General features: G+C 43.3%; 14 protein-coding genes. 5 read left to right on the top strand and 9 right to left on the bottom strand.

Annotated features, from left to right (window positions below; all coding sequences use genetic code 11):
• A partial coding sequence (locus QZY09_RS15125) for a hypothetical protein (RefSeq protein ID WP_295673708.1) occupies window positions 1-247 on the top strand: 247 nt, incomplete at its 5' end.
• Here QZY09_RS15125 and mscL read toward each other — a convergent pair.
• The gene (gene mscL / locus QZY09_RS15120) at window positions 248-670 is read right to left on the bottom strand and encodes a large-conductance mechanosensitive channel protein MscL (RefSeq protein ID WP_295673706.1); all 423 of its coding nucleotides are present in this window, start codon (window positions 668-670) and stop codon (window positions 248-250) included.
• 143 nt (window positions 671-813) lie between these two features.
• On the opposite strand from mscL, the gene rpoN reads away from it, so the two are divergent.
• Window positions 814-2,289, top strand: coding sequence for an RNA polymerase factor sigma-54 (gene rpoN, locus QZY09_RS15115; RefSeq protein ID WP_295673704.1), 1,476 nt, complete (start codon window positions 814-816; stop codon window positions 2,287-2,289).
• A 71-nt stretch (window positions 2,290-2,360) separates the two neighbouring features.
• On the opposite strand, the gene QZY09_RS15110 is transcribed toward rpoN, so the two are convergent.
• The 8 genes from QZY09_RS15110 to QZY09_RS15080 all read right to left on the bottom strand — a co-directional run bounded on the left by QZY09_RS15110 (window position 2,361) and on the right by QZY09_RS15080 (window position 15,740).
• The gene (locus QZY09_RS15110) at window positions 2,361-3,377 is read right to left on the bottom strand and encodes a type IX secretion system membrane protein PorP/SprF (RefSeq protein ID WP_295673701.1); all 1,017 of its coding nucleotides are present in this window, start codon (window positions 3,375-3,377) and stop codon (window positions 2,361-2,363) included.
• 6 nt (window positions 3,378-3,383) lie between these two features.
• Window positions 3,384-3,680, bottom strand: a complete 297-nt coding sequence (locus tag QZY09_RS24775; RefSeq protein ID WP_367119227.1) for a gliding motility-associated C-terminal domain-containing protein — start codon at window positions 3,678-3,680, stop codon at window positions 3,384-3,386.
• A gap of 164 nt (window positions 3,681-3,844) precedes the next feature.
• A complete protein-coding gene (locus tag QZY09_RS15105) occupies window positions 3,845-8,614 on the bottom strand; it encodes a beta-propeller fold lactonase family protein (RefSeq protein ID WP_295673699.1) in 4,770 nt (1,589 codons plus the stop codon).
• Between the two features lie 279 nt (window positions 8,615-8,893).
• Window positions 8,894-9,598, bottom strand: coding sequence for an NUDIX domain-containing protein (locus tag QZY09_RS15100; RefSeq protein ID WP_295673697.1), 705 nt, complete (start codon window positions 9,596-9,598; stop codon window positions 8,894-8,896).
• 109 nt (window positions 9,599-9,707) lie between these two features.
• Window positions 9,708-11,474 (bottom strand): ABC transporter ATP-binding protein, encoded by a 1,767-nt coding sequence (locus QZY09_RS15095; protein WP_295673694.1) that lies wholly within the window; start codon window positions 11,472-11,474, stop codon window positions 9,708-9,710.
• Window positions 11,464-13,212: an ABC transporter ATP-binding protein gene (locus QZY09_RS15090; RefSeq protein WP_295673692.1), complete on the bottom strand. Its 1,749-nt coding sequence runs from the start codon at window positions 13,210-13,212 to the stop codon at window positions 11,464-11,466. The genes QZY09_RS15095 and QZY09_RS15090 overlap by 11 nt, the downstream gene beginning before the upstream one ends.
• A gap of 368 nt (window positions 13,213-13,580) precedes the next feature.
• Window positions 13,581-14,042: a DinB family protein gene (locus QZY09_RS15085; protein ID WP_295673690.1), complete on the bottom strand. Its 462-nt coding sequence runs from the start codon at window positions 14,040-14,042 to the stop codon at window positions 13,581-13,583.
• Between the two features lie 252 nt (window positions 14,043-14,294).
• Window positions 14,295-15,740: a PLP-dependent aminotransferase family protein gene (locus QZY09_RS15080; protein ID WP_295673688.1), complete on the bottom strand. Its 1,446-nt coding sequence runs from the start codon at window positions 15,738-15,740 to the stop codon at window positions 14,295-14,297.
• Window positions 15,741-15,968: 228 nt separating this feature from the next.
• Here QZY09_RS15080 and QZY09_RS15075 point away from each other — a divergent pair, with 228 nt between their 5' ends.
• Genes QZY09_RS15075 through QZY09_RS15065 form a run of 3 tightly spaced genes read left to right on the top strand, consistent with a single transcriptional unit; the run spans window position 15,969 to window position 18,372 of the window.
• A complete protein-coding gene (locus QZY09_RS15075) occupies window positions 15,969-17,471 on the top strand; it encodes an aminotransferase class V-fold PLP-dependent enzyme (RefSeq protein ID WP_295673686.1) in 1,503 nt (500 codons plus the stop codon).
• A 22-nt stretch (window positions 17,472-17,493) separates the two neighbouring features.
• Window positions 17,494-17,955, top strand: a complete 462-nt coding sequence (locus QZY09_RS15070) for a GNAT family N-acetyltransferase (RefSeq protein ID WP_295673685.1) — start codon at window positions 17,494-17,496, stop codon at window positions 17,953-17,955.
• Window positions 17,956-17,985: 30 nt separating this feature from the next.
• A complete protein-coding gene (locus tag QZY09_RS15065; RefSeq protein WP_295673683.1) occupies window positions 17,986-18,372 on the top strand; it encodes a GNAT family N-acetyltransferase in 387 nt (128 codons plus the stop codon).
• Window positions 18,373-18,422 lie beyond the last annotated feature (50 nt).

Raw genomic sequence — 18,422 nt, 5'->3', positions numbered from 1 at the left:
CAGTAACTTTTACATTGAAATATACGACCCGTATTCGCAAGGCGAACATTACCCCGGTTTCGATTATATTCAGTTAAAGGGACAGGACAGGTATTACCTTGATAAGGACATTACTAAGGCCACCAAAAATTGGTGGCCTTACGTTATTACAGTGGCGCAAAAAGGTCACGAAATAGAAGATTCAAATGATCTTCAGCAAAAAAGCATTTCGAGGGAAAAACCTATCCCGGTTGCCAGCGGACAATAATTATTTCTGTCCTTTTGCCAGTAAATCCCGGATCTGTGTAAGCAGCAACTCCTCTTTGGTTGGTTCCGGTTCGGCTACAGGTGCCGGTTCTGGCTCTGGTTCTGTCTTTTTTAACGAATTGATCGCTTTCACCACCATGAAAATAGAAAAAGCGATGATCAGGAATTGGATTACGGCATTAATAAAACTACCGTAGTGAATGGCGTTCTCAAGCACCTTGTGTACCGGGTCTGCATCCTTCAGAATGATCTTTTTATCTGAAAAATCAACACCGCCAGTAATATACCCGATCGGGGGCATAATAATGTCTTTTACCAACGAAGTAACAATGCCGCCGAATGCTGCACCAATTACCACACCAACTGCAAGGTCAACTACATTGCCCCGCATTGCAAATTCTTTAAATTCCTTAACAAATGCCATAACTTAAAATATTCTTTCGCGTAATATACCAAATAGTACAACAATCAAAAAAAATATTATTTATAAATATTTAACCGGATTCGAGTTATCCTAACAAATTTTTTAGTTAAGGGTAATTGATGTATTTTTGCGAGCATCTGATTATGTTAAAACAAAACCTTCAACAAAAACTATTACAAAAACTATCACCGCAGCAAATACAATTTATAAAATTGCTGCAGGTGCCCACGGTTTCATTAGATACCAGAATAAAGGAGGAGCTGGAAGAAAACCCCGCGCTTGAAGATTTGAGCCTTACTAATTTAAATGAGCCTGAAGAGCAATATCCAGACCGCGACCCTGAAGACGACAATTATACCGGGGATGAAGAAAAGGGTGAAGCAGATGAGTTTAATATTGAAGACTACCTGCAGGAAGATAATGTAAACGAATACGGTTCGCGTTATGACCAAAACGGCGATGACGATGATGATCATAAAGAGATCCCAATTGCTGTACAAAGCTCATTTTTTGAGAGCCTACAGCAGCAGCTCGACCTGTTGCCCCTATCAGATAAAGATTTCAGAATAGGCAGGCAAATAATAGGCAGTCTGGATGATGACGGGTATTTGCGCAGGCCAATCACATCATTAACAGATGATCTTGCTTTTTCACAAAATATTTTTGCTGAAGATGATGAAGTGGAAGATATGCTCCGCGTTATACAGGGGTTTGATCCTGCTGGTGTTGGGGCACGTAGCTTGCAGGAGTGTCTTTTAATTCAGTTACGCAAAAAGGACCAGAACGACCCGGTAGTTAAAAAAGCCATGGTGGTTGTTGAGCATTACCTGGATGAGTTTACGCGCAAACATTACGACAAACTCGAAAAATCGTTAAACATGTCATCAGTCGAATTGAGGGCTGTTGTAAACGAGATCTTAAAACTGAATCCCAAGCCGGGAGATTCAAATGAGATCAACACCAAACAAATGCAGGTTATTCCTGATTTTCATATCAGCAATAACAATGGCTTCCTGATCCTTACTTTAAACTCAAAAAACGCACCTGAGTTGAGGATCAGCAGGTCGTACCAGGAAATGTTTGAACATTACGATAAAGCTTCGCAACGGGATAAAAAGTTAAAAGAAGCAGTTCAGTTCGTCAAACAAAAACTCGACTCGGCCAAATGGTTTATCGATGCCATCAAACAACGCCAGCAAACGCTGTTAAAAACGATGAATGCCATAATGCAATACCAGTATGATTACTTTTTAACTGGTGATGATAAGAATTTAAGGCCAATGATCCTTAAAGACATTGCTGACAGGATCAATATGGATATTTCAACCGTATCGCGTGTGGCCAACTCAAAATATGTACAAACCGAGTTCGGCACCTTTCTGCTAAAATCATTTTTCTCCGAAGCCATTCAAACCGAAAGCGGTGAAGAGGTCTCAAATAAGGAAGTTAAAAAGATCCTTGAAGAGCATATTGGCAAGGAAGACAAACAGCATCCACTTGCTGATGAAAAGTTAACTGAAATACTAAAAGACGCAGGCTATAATATCGCCCGCCGTACAGTTGCCAAATACCGCGAGCAAATGAATATCCCGGTTGCTAGGTTGAGAAGGGAGCTTTAGCAAGAATTTCGGAATTCGGATTTTCGATTTCGGATTTATTTCCTCCCACCCCCTTTAGGGGGCTTGGGGGCCTAAAAAGTATGCTGCGGGCAGGTTACCTTATACCTGTTGTTCAAAAGTAAACTGATCACTATTTCGTGGGTTCCGTTGCTTACCGTATTCAGGGCGGAGGTAGTGATATCATAGGAATATCCAACATTGATAAAGGAGCTGATATTTAAGCCTGCCAATACCCCGAAAGAGTCTCCGTGGCGGTATGATCCTCCGAGCCAAAACTTATCCTGGAAAGATATCTTGGCATTAATATCATAGGTTAATGGCACCGGGTTGATCTCTTTTATCAAAAACGAAGGCAAAATCGTTACATCATCTGTCAGGAAAAATTTAACCCCTCCGGTCAAAAAATATTGCGGAACAGTTTTACTTGCGTTTGCTGAATGGGTTGAACTAAAATAAAGATTTTGGGGAAGTATTTGCTGCACAGACGCGCCAAAGTAATAATTGGACGAATACAACCAAATACCCGTATTCAGGTCTGGCTTCCATTGGCTGTTATTCCCGTTGGTAATTGCAGGATCATTCGGATTTTCCAGTGTGATCTGGGAAGTATTTAAGCTGATATGATTAAAACCCGCGGAAACGCCCACTGCCAAATTTAAACGGTCAGTTAAGCCCAGGTGATAAGCGTAATCTATGTCAATATTAGTGGTATTGATCGGTCCGGCAACGTCAGAGACTATATTGAACCCCAACCCATGGTGAGGTTCGGCAGCCATATAATTTTGCGTGTACAACCTGCTCGAAGGGTTAACGCCCCCTTCAGCAGGGAAAGCGGTAGCATCACCCTGCAAAAAGTCATTTCCCAAAGGAAAATCAATAGTTAAATAACTGGTTACAGGAGCACCCTGCAAACCAGTCCATTGGCTACGGTAACCGGCTTTTACATCGGTGTAATTTTCAATACCTGTTACCGCTGGATTTAACAATAAGTTATTAAAAACATATTGTGTGTACTGCGGCTTTTGTTGTGCTGATGCTAAGTTTATGTAAGCAAAAACCCCTAATAGTATAAGTAAAATTCGTTTCATCTAATTTTATCTGATATTTGCTACAAAACCTGATAAAGTATTATGACCATTTTTAAGGTTGATAATATAGTAATAAGTAACAGTTGGTAATTGGTCGTCTTTATATATCCGATTCCATCGCTCGCGATAACCAATTGACGAATATACATTTTCTCCGTATCTGTTGTACACATCAACTGTACAATTTAAGTAAGAATTAAGATATTTGATATTACAGGCCCCATTCATACTACCGGCATTAGGGGTAAACGTATCAGGTATCACAATATTGCGGGTTAAGTAAACGCGTTTGCACAGAGTCATAGGAACAGCAAATGAAGCCTCTGTTCACAGGAACCGCATTATTTAAATAATAATTAAACAGGCTTATTACACTTAGGCCTCCGCCGCAGCGTTTCAACAAAATTACAAGCAATTTTGATCGCCGCCAATACGTTAAAAAAGTATGGTGCGCCTCGTTCATATATTTATTTTATGATAGCAATAAATCCTGACAAAAGCTTACTATCATTTTTCAGGTTGATTACATAATAATAAGTTCCTGTAGGTAATTTCGCCCCTTTGAAGGTGCCGTCCCATGGCGTTCCGTAACCAATTGATGAATAAACACTTTCTCCATACCGGTTAAATATTTGTACGGTACAGGTGCTGTAAGTATCCAGGTATTTAATGTTCCATGTATCGTTGATACCATCGCCGTTAGGCGTAAAAGTATTAGGTATAACAATGGCCCCGATAACACTAAGCACGCCCAGAACAGGAGTTATGTTATAATCGTTTGATGCATAGCCGCTCAATGTAATAGGATATTGCCCAATAGGAGATGAAATATCAGCTATCGTATTTAAAACAACGGGGCTGGTCAAATCAGCCGGGGTATCTCCATTAACAAAACCGGTGTAAGTTGCTGTTAACACCGGGTTCGCCGTCCCGAAGGTTTTACGTTTATTATCAGCCGTAATGTTTAATGGTGCAGGAGTAACCGTACTTACCGGCATGTCAATACTGGCGTCCGAAGCTCCGGGGCTCTTTAATACAATCGGACCGGCATAATTACTACCCACATGAGTGGTGGCAGCCAAGCGGATATAAACCTGCGTACCAACTGAACTTATCGCAACTGAAGTGCCAAAAGTAACATCGTTTGAACTTACTTCGAAGCCCGGAGGAGGTATTACCAAAATACCGGAGGTTAAGCCAGAGCCTAATACGGTAAAAACTGCAGAGGTGGAAGCCGTGCCGTAAATAGTATTTAACGGAGACAATGGGCCAATTACCACGATATTTGGCGGAACAGTTGGGTTTACAGTTATTGTAAACGGAACCGGGGTACCTGTACAGCCCGTGCCGGGGCTTGTTGGTGTAGCAATAACGTGGGCGATAACAGCTACTGTACCCGTATTTACTGCAGTAAACGCGGAAATGTCGCCGGTGCCACTCGAGGGCAACCCAATTCCCGGCGCATCATTTACCCAATTAACGGTGCTTCCATTCGCACTAAAATTAATAGCGTTTGTTTGCTGCCCGTTTATATAGGTCGGCGAAGGCACATTACCATCCATTACCGGCGGTACGTTTACAACTCCGGAGATGCTACCCACATTTACTGGAGCAGCCCCGGGGGAGGTTAACATCACACCGCCTGTAAAATTCCCCGCAGTAGTGGTGACGGCCAATCTTATATAAACGATAACACTATTAACAGTTCCGCCCGTTTGGGGGATAGTAAGACTATTGGTATATCCACTGCTTGCATTCAGTGAAATTTCAAATCCCGCAGAAGATACTGCAGCGGTGATTCCGCCCGTCAGGTTGGTTGCGTTAACTGTAAACTGCTGTATATTGGGGCTCATGGATGCTGCGCCCAAACAGGCTATATTATTACCGGTTGCGATAGCTGGTGCGATGGATGGCGAAGCGCCGGCTGCAGGATTTACCGTAATAATAAATGAAACAGGCGTACCGGTACAACCGCCCGCTACACTTACCGGCGTCGCAATAATTGTTGTCGTTATTGGGGTATTGCCTGCATTAACGGCCATAAAAGGCAAAATATTGCCAGTTCCGGTTGCAGGCAGGCCTATTCCGGGGTTGCTATTCGTCCAGCTAATATTGTTTCCATTGGCAATGAAATTAATGGCAGAAGTTAATTGTCCGCCCGTAAAAACCTGCGGAGACACCCCGCCCATGTAAGGCAGACCGTTTACAACAGCCGAAAGTCCGGCATTTACCGTACCTGCCCCTGGTGACGTAAGTGTCACCCCTCCCGTTAAATTCCCTGCACTGGTTCTCGCGGCGGCCCTGGCATAAACAACCACGCCGGCCACTGCTCCACCTGTCTGCGGGATCGTTAAGCTGGCGCCATACCCGCTGTTAGGATTCAGGGAAATCTCAAATTGGGTGCCGACTACCGTGGCCGTGATATCCCCGGTTAAATTTGTCCCGCTAACCGCAAACTGCTGGATGTATGGACTAACAGAAACAACACCTAAACAGGCTACAATTTTTCCTGTTGTGATTGGTTGTGCGATGGTAGCAACTGCTGCAGGAGCGGGATTCACGGTGATGGTAAATTTGACGGGCGATCCTATACAACCTGTACCGTTTTTTAAAATATTACCGCGTAAACCCGGAAACTGTCCCACAGGAATTGTAGCTATTACAGAATTAGCGCTGATATCAAAAACGGATATAGATGCTTTGTCGAAATTGCCTATATACAACAATGTCCCATCCTGGCTCACCGATACGCCTCCAGGGGTCGAAGAAGTAGGTATTACCGATATCACCGCATTTGTTAATGTACTAATAACCGATACAGAACTTGAATTTCCATTTGTAACGTAAACCAACTTACCATCAGGGCTTACAGTAATTGCATCAGGTTGCGCCCCTACCGTAATAGTTGTTAATAATTTATTTGCCGCGGCGTCAATCACCGAAACATTGCCTGAGTTAAAATTTGCGACATATACCCTACTGTTATCGGGGCTAACGGCTACCGCTATTGGAGCAGTGCCAACGCCGATGGTAGCAGCAACAATATTTGTTGCCGTGTTTATTACCGAAATATTGTTTAAACCAGCGCTCGTTACATACACAAATTTACCATCCGGACTGACTGCTATGCCCTGTGGATTTGACCCTACCGTTATTTTTAAAATTACTTTATTTGTGGCAGCATCGATCACTGAGACCGTTCCGTCTTGCATATTTGCCACATATACCCGGTTTCCATCGGCACTTACTCCAATTCCCTCAGGGCTCACTCCTACCGGAATCGATGTCAGTAAAGAATTGGTTGAAGCGTCAATTACCGAAACTGAATTTGAGGTTTGATTGGTAACATAAACAAAATTACCATTTGGGCTTACCGATACGCCCCATGGTGCATTTCCGACAGGGATCTTCTTGATGACGGTGTTGGTTGTTGTGTTAATTACCGAGACATCGTTAGACCCATAATCGGGAACATAAGCAAACCCCGCAGATATTGGGGTTGCTGTAATGGTAGCCTTAACCGGGCTGCTTCCTGTATTCACCGCTTTAAATGAGGGTATATCCCCTGTCCCGCTGGCTGCTAATCCTATCGCGGGTGTATCGTTAACCCAATTAAAAGTATTGCCGGTACCGGTAAAATTTATGGTGCCAACTAACTGACCATTGTTAGCTTTTAGAGGGGGAAGCGTATTCACAGTGGGTAACGCATTAACCACGCCGGTTACGGGAATTTTAGCAGGTTGTGCCCCAGTAGATGTAATAGAAACATTGCCAGAAACTGCCGGAGCCTGAGCCGCCGCAGCTGAACGCACATAAATAACGGTATTATTTACTGAGCCTCCCTTTTGAGCCAACGTTAAATTTGTCCCAAAGCTATTTGCCGGAATTAATGAGATCTCAAAATTATTAGGGGCTGTTAAATTGATATCATTGGTTAAATTACTTCCCGAAATGCTAAACTGCTGAATATTGGGGTTTGCCGACGCTGTGCCTACGCATGCGGCGATGGTTCCGGCTACTGGGCCGGTGGTGATGGTTGGGGGTGCGGAGGCGGCAGGGTTTACAGTGATGGAAAACTCAACAGACTTGCACCCTGAAACAAAATTACCAAGAGAATATTGATTATATCCACCAGGCAGATTAATTGTGGCCTCGGCGAGGTTAGTTTTTGTATTAATCTCAGTAACAGTGTTTAAGCTAGAATTTACCACATATACCTTTAAACCATCGGGGCTTACTGATATTCCTTCCGGAGCAGACCCCACAGGAATATTGGATATTACCTTATTTGTTGAAGTGTTGATTACGGAAACAGTGTTTGAAACTGAATTCGACACGTATAGGAACTTGCCATCCGGCGTAATAGCAATTCCAACAGGATTGGATTCGACAGGGATAGAAAAAACAGCATTTGTTGCGGTATTTAAAACTGACACATCATTGGAAGCATAATTTGCTGTATATGCGTAGCTTCCCGCATAGTTAACTACAATGCCGATAGGTTCCTGACCAACTAAAATTCTCGTTACAGTCCCGGTTGAGATATTGACGATTGAAACGGTATTGTCGATCCAACTACTCGCATATAAAATAGTCCCACTGTTGTTAATTGATATACCCCAAGGACTGGAAACTCCTGTTATTACAGAAATCACTTTGTCAGTTAGAGTATTAATAACTGAAATTGAATTTGAATTGGCATTTGATACATATAAACGGCTACCGTCAGGACTTACTACTACACCCATAGGATGTATCCCAACCGGGATAGTCGCAATATTCTGTCTCGTGGTTGTATTGATGACATAAATAACATTTGACCCTGGATTTGCTGCGTATAGCCAATTACCATCGGGGCTTAAAGATACGGCCTCTGCCCCGCTCCCAACAGGAATAGAAGCTATTGGCATATTTGTGCTTACATCGATCACTGAGATGTTATCGCCGTATCCTTCTGGTGTATACACGTAACCTGAAGCCACCGGCGACGCTGTAATATTCGCCTTAACCGCCGTGTTCCCATTATTCACAGCAGTAAATGAACTGATATCCCCCGTCCCGCTGGCGGGTAAGCCAATGGCTGGATTATCATTTACCCAGTTGTAAACACAACCACCAGTAGGAAAACTGATTGCACCCGTTAAATTACCGGCGGTAACTGATTGGTCGGTTTGCGCCATTGCATTTGGGCAGAAAAAAAACAGGAATATATTTAAAAAAAGCAGGGGTCTTTTCATTCGTTAGCGTACCTCATGTAGTTCAAAACGACCTGTATGCCTCAATGTGCAGACCTGCCGAAAAAGCCTCTAATATATAAAATAAAAAGACGTCAGCCAGTTAATCTTCAATAATAAGCACGGTTAAACAACATGGAGCCATTGGGCGCGAAAATACGCAAGAGGCGCTTTTTTACTACTATTTTAAAAGCATTTTCGCGCAGGCCTTACTTTAAAAAGCAATAAACTTATATTCAGAAGGTTTCCAAAAAAAAGCTTCAAATCCGCAAAGGATTACTGTTAAAAAAACTTATCCGGGTTTGGCACCAGGTTTAAAAACCTTGTAAAGTTCTCAGCATAATGTGATTGATCCAGCTTATAATAAAACGCGCCTTTTTTTGATGAGAATTTATCCTTCTCCGGCAATTTGATAAGTAAACCGGTAGATAACAGCTTACGGCTGAAGTTCCGGTCGTCAAAAGTGGTGTTATATACCCCTTCATAAAGGGCCTGAAGTTGCGGAATGGTAAATTTCTCTGGCAGCAGCTGGAACAATATAGGGTGCAAGGCGGCTTTATAACGCAACTGACGTTGGGCCAGCTTAACCATTTCGTTATGGTCGAATATCAGTTCAGGCATTTCACTCAGCAGGAACCACTCAGCGTGATACTCATCATTGATCTGCTCTTCATATTGATGAATATCGATCAGCGCAAAATAAGCGATTGATAAAGTACGTTCAACAGGGTCACGGTCGGGCTTGCCAAATACCTGGAATTGCTCCATGTAAACATTTTTCAGTCCGGTGCGCAATTCCAATATACGGTTAGCGGCATCCTCAGGGCTCTCTGAAGGCTGGATAAAGCCGCCCATCAGGCTCCATTTGTCTTTTTCGGGCTCAATGTTGCGGTGAACCAGCAATAATTTTAAGTTCCATCCGTCAAAACCGAATATGATACAATCTGTAGCAACTAATATTCTTTTTTGACCTGTATATCTCTGCATAATAGGTTTGTAGTAATTTACAAGTGTAAAAAAAAAAAATGAATTTGGTTGATAAAGTTGACTAAGTGAGTGGTTGATCGAGTTGAAAATTAAAACTTATTCAACGCAATTAACTCACTCGTTTCCCATGCAGCAGCATCTCCATTGCATGGTCAAACGAGCCGGCGAGGATCACTTCGCCCGAGTTAACGAAGTATATTTCATCAGCGTTCTCAATAGTGTTCAGCCGGTGTGCAATAATTACCCGTGTAGTGGTTGCGGGCAGGTTATTTAAAATATCGCTCAGTAATTTTTCTGTAATGGTGTCAATATTCGCCGTCGCCTCATCCAAAATGAGTAATTCCGGATTACGCAAAACAGCCCGCATAAAGGCAATCAGTTGTTTTTGCCCAAGGCTAATACTATCGCTATTCGAAAGTACCTTTGTATCCAGCCCCTGCTCAAATATGGCTAATAAACTACCGAGGTTGGCATCCAGGATTACCTGCTCCAGTTGTTCGTTGGTATGGTTTACATAAAGTTCGTTTCCATAAAGGATATTTTCCCTAACCGTGCCGGTAAACAAAAAAGGTTCCTGCAAAATAAAGCCAATCTTTTTGGTTCGTTCCAAAGGTTGATAGCTACGAATGTCTTTTCCATCTAACAATACCGTCCCCTTTGTGGCATCATACAAGCGCGCTATTAGCGAGGCCGTAGTAGTTTTGCCACCACCCGTAGGGCCAACCAGGGCATAGGTTTTACCTCTTTCCAGTTTAAAGTTGATGTTGTGCAATATCTCCTTACTTTCATCATAACTAAAATGCACATTCCTGAATTCCAAAAGCGATGATGACGGTTCAGTTACGCCGGCTTTTACGGTAACCAGATCCGTTTCAAGCGCCAGGATATGAGAGATCCTGTCCCAGGCTGCCATGGCAGTTTGAAAACTTGTCCAAAGTGCTGCCAGTTGCCGCAACGGGTTGTAAAACTGGTTAGCGTATGAAAAATAGGTAATCAGTGCCCCTGCCGTAAATTCCCTTATCGATATGAGATATATCCCATAAGCAAACACGATCAGTTGCGCTATGCTTGAAAACAGGCTATAAACAGGAACAAAGCTATTGTTGGCGATACCAGCGCCTATAGCGGTTTGATAATTGTCGTTATTAGCTTCGGCAAAGCGCCTGCGAAAATAATCGCGACGGTTAAAGGCGATGATTACTTTAAAATTGTTGAGGCTCTCCTGTATTTCGGCACTTAAACCGCCAAAACTTGTCAGGTTTTTAGCATTTTTCCGTTTTACCCAGGGTGATGTAAGCACCGTAAAGACCAATATCACTACGCCCGGAACCAAAGTTGCTGCGCCCAACGTCAATTTTACCGACAATAAAAATATACCGGCACCAAGCATCGTAGCAATGCTACCAATAAACTGCATCAGTGATTGTGAAAAAAACTGGTTCAGCTTATCGGTGTCATTATTAATGCGCGAGATCAGGTCGCCGGCCTTATTCTGGTTGAAAAAACCAACCGGGAGTATTTGCAGTTTATTAAATATAGCATTCCGCAGGGTAAAAAGCATCCTTTGCCCTACGCCGCCCATCATGATGGTTTGAAAATAACTCGAGAAAAACGCGACCGCATACATGGCAAGTAAAATACCGCAATTTACCAGCACACCGTGGTAATCTTTGTGCGCTGTAAAGATGTATTTATCGATTGTTTTGCCAATAAGGTACCATGCGTAAAGATTCAATCCTGAATTTACTAATATCGCTGTCAGCGCCATCCATAAGTTTTTGCGCTCGTGCGAGATCAATTGCAACAACTTCCCCAATGACGACCACGTAGACGATTTGGGCGCGTCTGCCTGCAGCTCGTTTAAATTATACTTCATAGTTGCTGGTGCTTTGTTGCGAATTAAAGATCTGCACATATTCGGGGCTGGTCTGCATTAACTCCTCGTGTTTGCCGGTTGCCACAATCTCGCCCTGCATTAATAAAATGATCCTGTCATAATGTTCTACCGAGGCGATCTTTTGCGTCACAGAGATCAGCGTTAAACCCGGGTAATTTTTTTGCACATTCCCCAATATCTTGTTCTCCGTACTGGTATCTACGCGGGCGGTGAAATCATCCAGCAATAAAACCCGGGGTTGAATAGCCAGCGCACGCGCCAGCATAATGCGTTGCTTCTGACCACCTGAGAGGCTCGAGCCGCGCTCAGAAACAACTGTACTGAGTTTAGCAGGCAATGAGTTAATAAAATCGCCAAGCTCCGCCGTATCAATTGCCTTTTGTAATGACTCATCAGTCACGGTATCGCTAAAGGCTATATTTTCCCTGATGCTCATGTTAAAAATAATGCTATCCTGGAAAACAAAACCAACCTGGCTGTGAAACGATTCGCTGTCATAATCATCAATATTCCGCCTGTCGAACAATATTTCCCCTGACGTTGGCTTGATGAGCCCGGTCAGCAAATAGAGCAATTGAGATTTGCCCGCGGCCGTAGGGCCAATAACGGCGATTTTTTCACCAGGCTTAACAATAAACGATACAGTCTTTAATGCAGGTTTTTGTCCATAAATTACCGACACTTCTTTTAGCTCGATCCTGCCTTTAAGTGTTTCAACCAGGGTGCCCGTTTCCGAAGTATCCGTTGCCTCTAATACCTGGTTGATGCGTGTGAAGGATGCCGTTGCCTGCGCGATGATGTTGCTCATAAAACCGATCACAAAAATGGGAAAGATGAGTTGCGACAAGTAACTGTTAAAAGCGGCAAAATCGCCCAAACTCATGGTATTATTGATGATAAAGTGCCCGCCAACGGCCAGTATAGTTAGGGTAGCAATATTAGCGGTAAACGTAATGATAGGGATCAGTCCGGCAAAAAGCCTTAAAATACCCAAACCAATATCTCTCGCCTGCGTATTTGCTTTCAAAAATTTATCAAACTCCAGTTGCTGCGAATTGATGACCCGGATGAGCGCTGAACCCAGGATACTTTCGTTGATGACTTTATTCAGCCAGTCGATCACTTCGCGGCTCTTGCGGAACAGCGCCCTTACCCTTTTTAATACATAGGCAAATGTCCCGCCAATGATGGGGATAATGGCGATGACGCAAAGACCCAGTTTCCAGTTGATCGTCAGTAATAAAATACTTCCCCCAATAAGGGTAAAAACCGAAGAGATGATATTCACCAATGCCTGGGAAACAAACATCTTGATTGAATCAACATCAGAAGTAAGGTTTGTGAGCAGTGTTGATGGGTTTACCCTATCAATAAAAGCATTGCTTTGCCTCGAAATTTTATCTGAAAGCCGGCTCCGTAAATCGCGTGCCACCCGTTCAGAAGTGTAGGTTTGCACGATGGTTTGTAAGTACCCAAATATAAAAATAAGCACAACCGCCCCTGTAAACGTAACAAGGGTTGGATTAACATTGAATTTTGTATGCCTGATAAAGCTTTGCACATAATCATCGATACCATGCTGGATGATCTTTGGCAGCCACAAACTTATACTGTTACTAAACAGCGCAAACGCAATTAGCAGCGAAAGCAAGCCCCTGTATGGTTTTAAAAGGCTAAAAATACCCGGCTGTTTGGGTTTGATATCAGGTTTCTCCATAGGTTTTTGTTGATCAAACAATAATCGCCCGTAAAAATAACAGCAGATGCAGTGGATTTATAGGATAACCCGGAATATTTTTTTCTGCATCAGAAAAAGCAAAAAATCCCGTTAACAAAATAGCTGCTGTGTTAAAAAGGGAGACGATTCAACGAGGAGAATATTTTTGATCACAGATTTTTTGATTTCACTGATTTAGCAGACGATAATTACAATTTCATAAAATCAGCGCAATCAAAATAATCACAGCGGACGATTGAAGAAAGAGAATATTTTCGATCAATGTTTTTTGATTTCACTGATTTCACAGACGATAATTTCTATTTCAAAAAATCAGTGTCATCAAAATAATCATTAAAAATCTGTGATCACCCCGTATGCGCTAATTGAAAAATAGTAAGCAGGTGATGTGCCTCGTGGAGCAGGAAAAACTCCGTCCACTCTATAATGGTTAACTTTCCATATTTAGCGTGGATCCCTATACGTTCAAGTTTATCAGGTGGGGTGTGGTTGATCAACTGGTAGATCACTTCCCTGTCAGCCGTGATTTTCTTTAACAATTCGTAAGTCGTAAATGCGCAATATATTTCAAAACCGTCATCATCCTCAGCGCGGTAAGCCTCAAACTCCGGTTCTTCCATAGTAAGAATTTTACGGATCCGGTCAAGAAAAACAGGTTGATATTTTGCCAGGTGGGCAATGTTTTCATGAATGGTCCATTTCCCTTTTCTAAAATGCTGGTTTAGCTGCCGGTTATTTAAATGAATTATAAGCGATGCAATTGTTTTATGCTGATCTTTTAAGCGTTGTGTTAATGAAGAATAGATCATAGTACGCTATTTAACGAAAATTGAGGGAAATTGTTGGTTTGTTTGACAATTAACGAGATTTCGATATAATTTCCTAACTCTATCATTCCATTTTGCCTCACCTAAATCCTCTCCAAAGGAGAGGACTTCGATGCAAAATGGTCAATTTCCGGCGTTATAGCCTCGCTACAGGCTCCATCTCCTTTAGAGAGGGCTGGGGTGAGGCGAACGGAGCGTTCATATCAAACTCCTGTTAAAATTTAGGGTATATTTTTAAAATCTATGGATCAATTCCCCCAGTGTTTTAAGGCTTTTTTCGATTGCTTCATCATAGGGAATTCCAAAGCTTATCCGTATAAAATTGGTAAAACGGCTATCGGTACTGAAGATCTGCCCCGGCGAAATGCTGATATTATAATTCAAGGCCCGCTCATACAACTCAAAGGCATCAACTTTTTTATTTAGCTCAATCCATAAAACATAACCGCCCTGCGGCCTGCTGATCTTAATATCCTCCGGAAAATATTCTGCAATAGCCTGCGTATAACGCAAGCACTGCGAATGAAGCTTTTTACGCAGGTTCCGCATGTGCAGGTCGTACCGCCCGGTTTCAAAAAAATTGCCGATGGCGGCCTGCGTCGGCGTGGCCGATGAAAGCGTTTGCATTAATTTCAGTTTGATCACCTCTGCTTTAAATTTACCCGGTATACACCAGCCTACCCGGTAACCTGGCGCCAATGTTTTTGATACCGATGAACAAAGCAATACCAGGCCATGTTGATCATAACTTTTGCAGGTGCGCGGCCGGGTTTTTCCAAAATACATTTCACCATAAATATCATCCTCAATCAGTGGGACTTCATTTTTGGCCAATAGTTCGACCAGTTCCTTTTTCTTGTCGTTAGTCATGCAATAGCCTAATGGATTGCTAAAGGTTGGCACAAACAGGCAGGCTTTTATCTGATGTTCAGCAATCGCCTTTCTTAAAAAATCGAGGTCGAGCCCATCATTCGGATCAGAAGGAATTTCCAGTATTTTCAACCCCAGGCTTTGCACAATCGTAAAGATCCCAAAATAGGCCGGGCTTTCAATCGCAACCACATCACCGGGTTTTGTTATCGCTCGCAGGCAAAACACCAGGGCCTCCATACAGCCCTGCGTGGTAACCACATCCTCCGGCAATATATTCCCACCCCAGCTAAAAGCATGGCGGGCAATATGTTTCCGCAGGTTTTCGTTTCCCTGGATCTCTTCATAATTGATGCAACCGCTCGGGCTTAGCCTGATCGCTTCCATCATTGATTTGTTTAATTTCGCCTGGGGCAATAACGATAAGCCCGGCGATGCCCTCGACAATTTCACGATACTATCGCCGGTAAAATGCCGGTAAACCATCGCGATCATCTGGTCGAGGCTCCGCTTTTTGGTTTCCGGCTGTTTCTCCGCCTTATGCTGATCAAAGGACCGCGCCGGTGTATATCTTACGTAATAACCCGACTTCGGCCTCGCTTCAATCAGCCCGTTCATTTCCAATTGAACATAGGCTTTATAGGCGGTGCTCAGGCTGATCCCCTGTTCCTGGCTCAAAGCACGAACCGAGGGCAACTTCTCGCCCGTTTTTAACAGCAACTGCCTTATCTGGCTGCCTAATCGATCAGCGATCTGCATATACAAAAAGTCTGCATCGTGAACTAGTTTTTTGGCTGAATGATCTATCATATTTTAAATAGCAATAAACGGGTTTTGGGTGAACGCTTTTCTGATGACATTTGTCATGAGAACCAAGAGGAAAAGAGCCAAGAGTCAGGAAAAAATAGACACTTTTTCTTTCGGACTTCCGGACTTTCCCGACTTTCGGACTCCCCCATCTGTTATGCGCAAAAATAATAAATCTGAATCTGTTTTATTACTAAATTATATTTCATTTTTGTATAAGTTTAAATGATCATGGAAGAAATAATTACAAAACCGGAAATTGGATTAGACCCGGCAGACTGGAACGACATCAAAACCCTGGGCTACCAGATTATTGATGATATGGTGGACTACCTGAAAAACATAGGCGATCGCCCCGCCTGGACGCCGATCCCGCAGCATGTAAAAGAAGAATTTAAGAAACCGCTGCCCCAAACCGGGACGGATATATTTACTATTTACGAAGAATTTAAACAAAATATCCTGCCCTACCCTGCCGGCAATATCCACCCTAAATTCTTTGCATGGGTGCAGGGTACCGGTACGCCTATGGGTGCCTTAGCTGACCTGCTTGCCGGGGTGATGAATAGCAATGCCACCATAGGCGACCAAAGCGCCCTCTATGTTGACAAACAAGTGGTTAACTGGTGTAAGGAATTAATGAATTACCCCACAGATGGCAGCGGAATTTTAGTGAGCGGCGGGTCCATCGCCAATATCACGGCTATGATCGTAGCACGGAACACCATGATCGCCAATGCCAAAAACGCAGGTGTTTACGCGGCAAACGGCAAGCTAACGGCTTACTGCAGCAGCGAAACACACAATTGCCTGGGCAAAGCCGCAGAGGTGATTGGCATCGGCAGCGATCAATTGAGAAAAATCCCGGTTGATAGCCGGTTTCAAATTGATGTGAAAGCACTTAGAAGTAAGATCCGCGAAGATAAAGCCAACGGCTTTATCCCTTTTTGCATCATCGGGAACGCAGGCACTGTAAATACCGGCGCTATCGACCCGCTGGACGAATTAATGCAAATAGCCCGCGAAGAAAAAACATGGTTCCATATCGATGGCGCTTTCGGCGCTTTGGCAAAACTCTCTCCGGCCTATCAGCAGCAACTAAAAGCCCTGGAACAGGCCGACAGCGTGGCCTTCGACCTGCACAAATGGATGTACATGCAGTATGAAGTAGGTTGCGTACTTTTTAAAAATGCAACCGCACACCGGGCAGCCTTCGCTACCGCGGTAAATTACCTCACTGCCCATGAACGGGGCCTGGCCGGCGGTCCGGAAACCATTTCCAATTACGGCATGGAACTTTCACGCGGATTTAAGGCGCTGAAAGTGTGGATGTCGTTAAAAGAACACGGCCTGGACAAATACAGCGAAATGATCACCCAAAACATTAACCAGGCGTTTTACCTTGGCGAACAGGTAAAACAACATACAGATTTAGAGTTAATGGCAGACGTCACCATGAATGTGGTTTGCTTCCGTTTTAACCCCGGTAGCCTGGATGTTGAGCAATTAAATATTTTGAACAAAGAATTATTAATGCGGATGCATGAAGCGGGTATTGCAGCTCCGTCATATACCCTGCTTAATGGCAACTATGTTATCCGCGCCGCTATTACCAATCACCGCACAAGAAGGGTACACCTGGATGAAATGGTGGCTGGTACCATAAAAATCGGTGAAGCTTTGATGAAAGAATTTGACGCAAAATTGTTCAAATTTGATTTTTTGACACAGTAAAATTTAAACTAAACAAAATAAGATGTCGCTCAACCCCATCGTCCGCCCCGTTGAACCAAGGGATTTTGAACAATGGCTGCCTCTTTGGGATGGTTACAATGGCTTTTACGGGCGCTCGGGTCCTACGGAGCTAGCACCGGAGATCACCCAAATGACCTGGACAAGATTTTTCGACGCCTATGAACCCGTACATGCGCTGGTGGCCGAAAGTGATGGCAAGTTGCTGGGCATCACACATTATCTATATCACCGTACAACAGTATCCATTGGGCCAATTTGTTATTTACAGGATTTATTTACGGTAGAGAACGCCCGTGGTAAAGGCGTTGCCCGCACGCTCATCAACGCAGTTTACGCGCAGGCTAAACTTGCCGGCGCATTCAGAGTTTATTGGCAAACACACGAAAGCAACCAAACAGCAATGCAGCTTTATGATAAGTTGGCCGAAAAATCCGGATTTCTAGTTTACCGGATGCCGATCTGATTTATTTACCAACCGACATTTTATACCAATATGACCCTAAATTTTAACCCGAAAGTTGAATATATCCTGGAAAATGACCGTGTTTTGTTAAGGCCATTGAAAGAAACGGACTTTGAATTTTTATTGCCTTTTGCCATTAATGAACCAGATACCTGGAAATACTCATACCTGAGCGCACGTGGCGAAGACGGCATACGCGCCTACCTAACCGACGCTATTAAGAACAGAGCTAAAGGCACTGAATATCCTTTTATTGTATTTGACAAAAAAACCGGTGAATACGCTGGTAGTACCCGTTTTTATGATATCCTGCCTGTTTATCAAACCGTACAACTGGGTTATACCTGGTATGGCGAAAAATTCAGGGGATCAGGCGTTAATAAACATTGCAAATTCCTGCTACTGCAGTTTGTCTAGTCCTGAAATAGGTTTACACATTAAGTAAACCCAAAATGGAGTATAAAAAT

Source organism: uncultured Mucilaginibacter sp. (assembly GCF_903913935.1).
Lineage (GTDB): Bacteria > Bacteroidota > Bacteroidia > Sphingobacteriales > Sphingobacteriaceae > Mucilaginibacter.
This window is presented reverse-complemented; position numbering and strand designations above follow the sequence as displayed.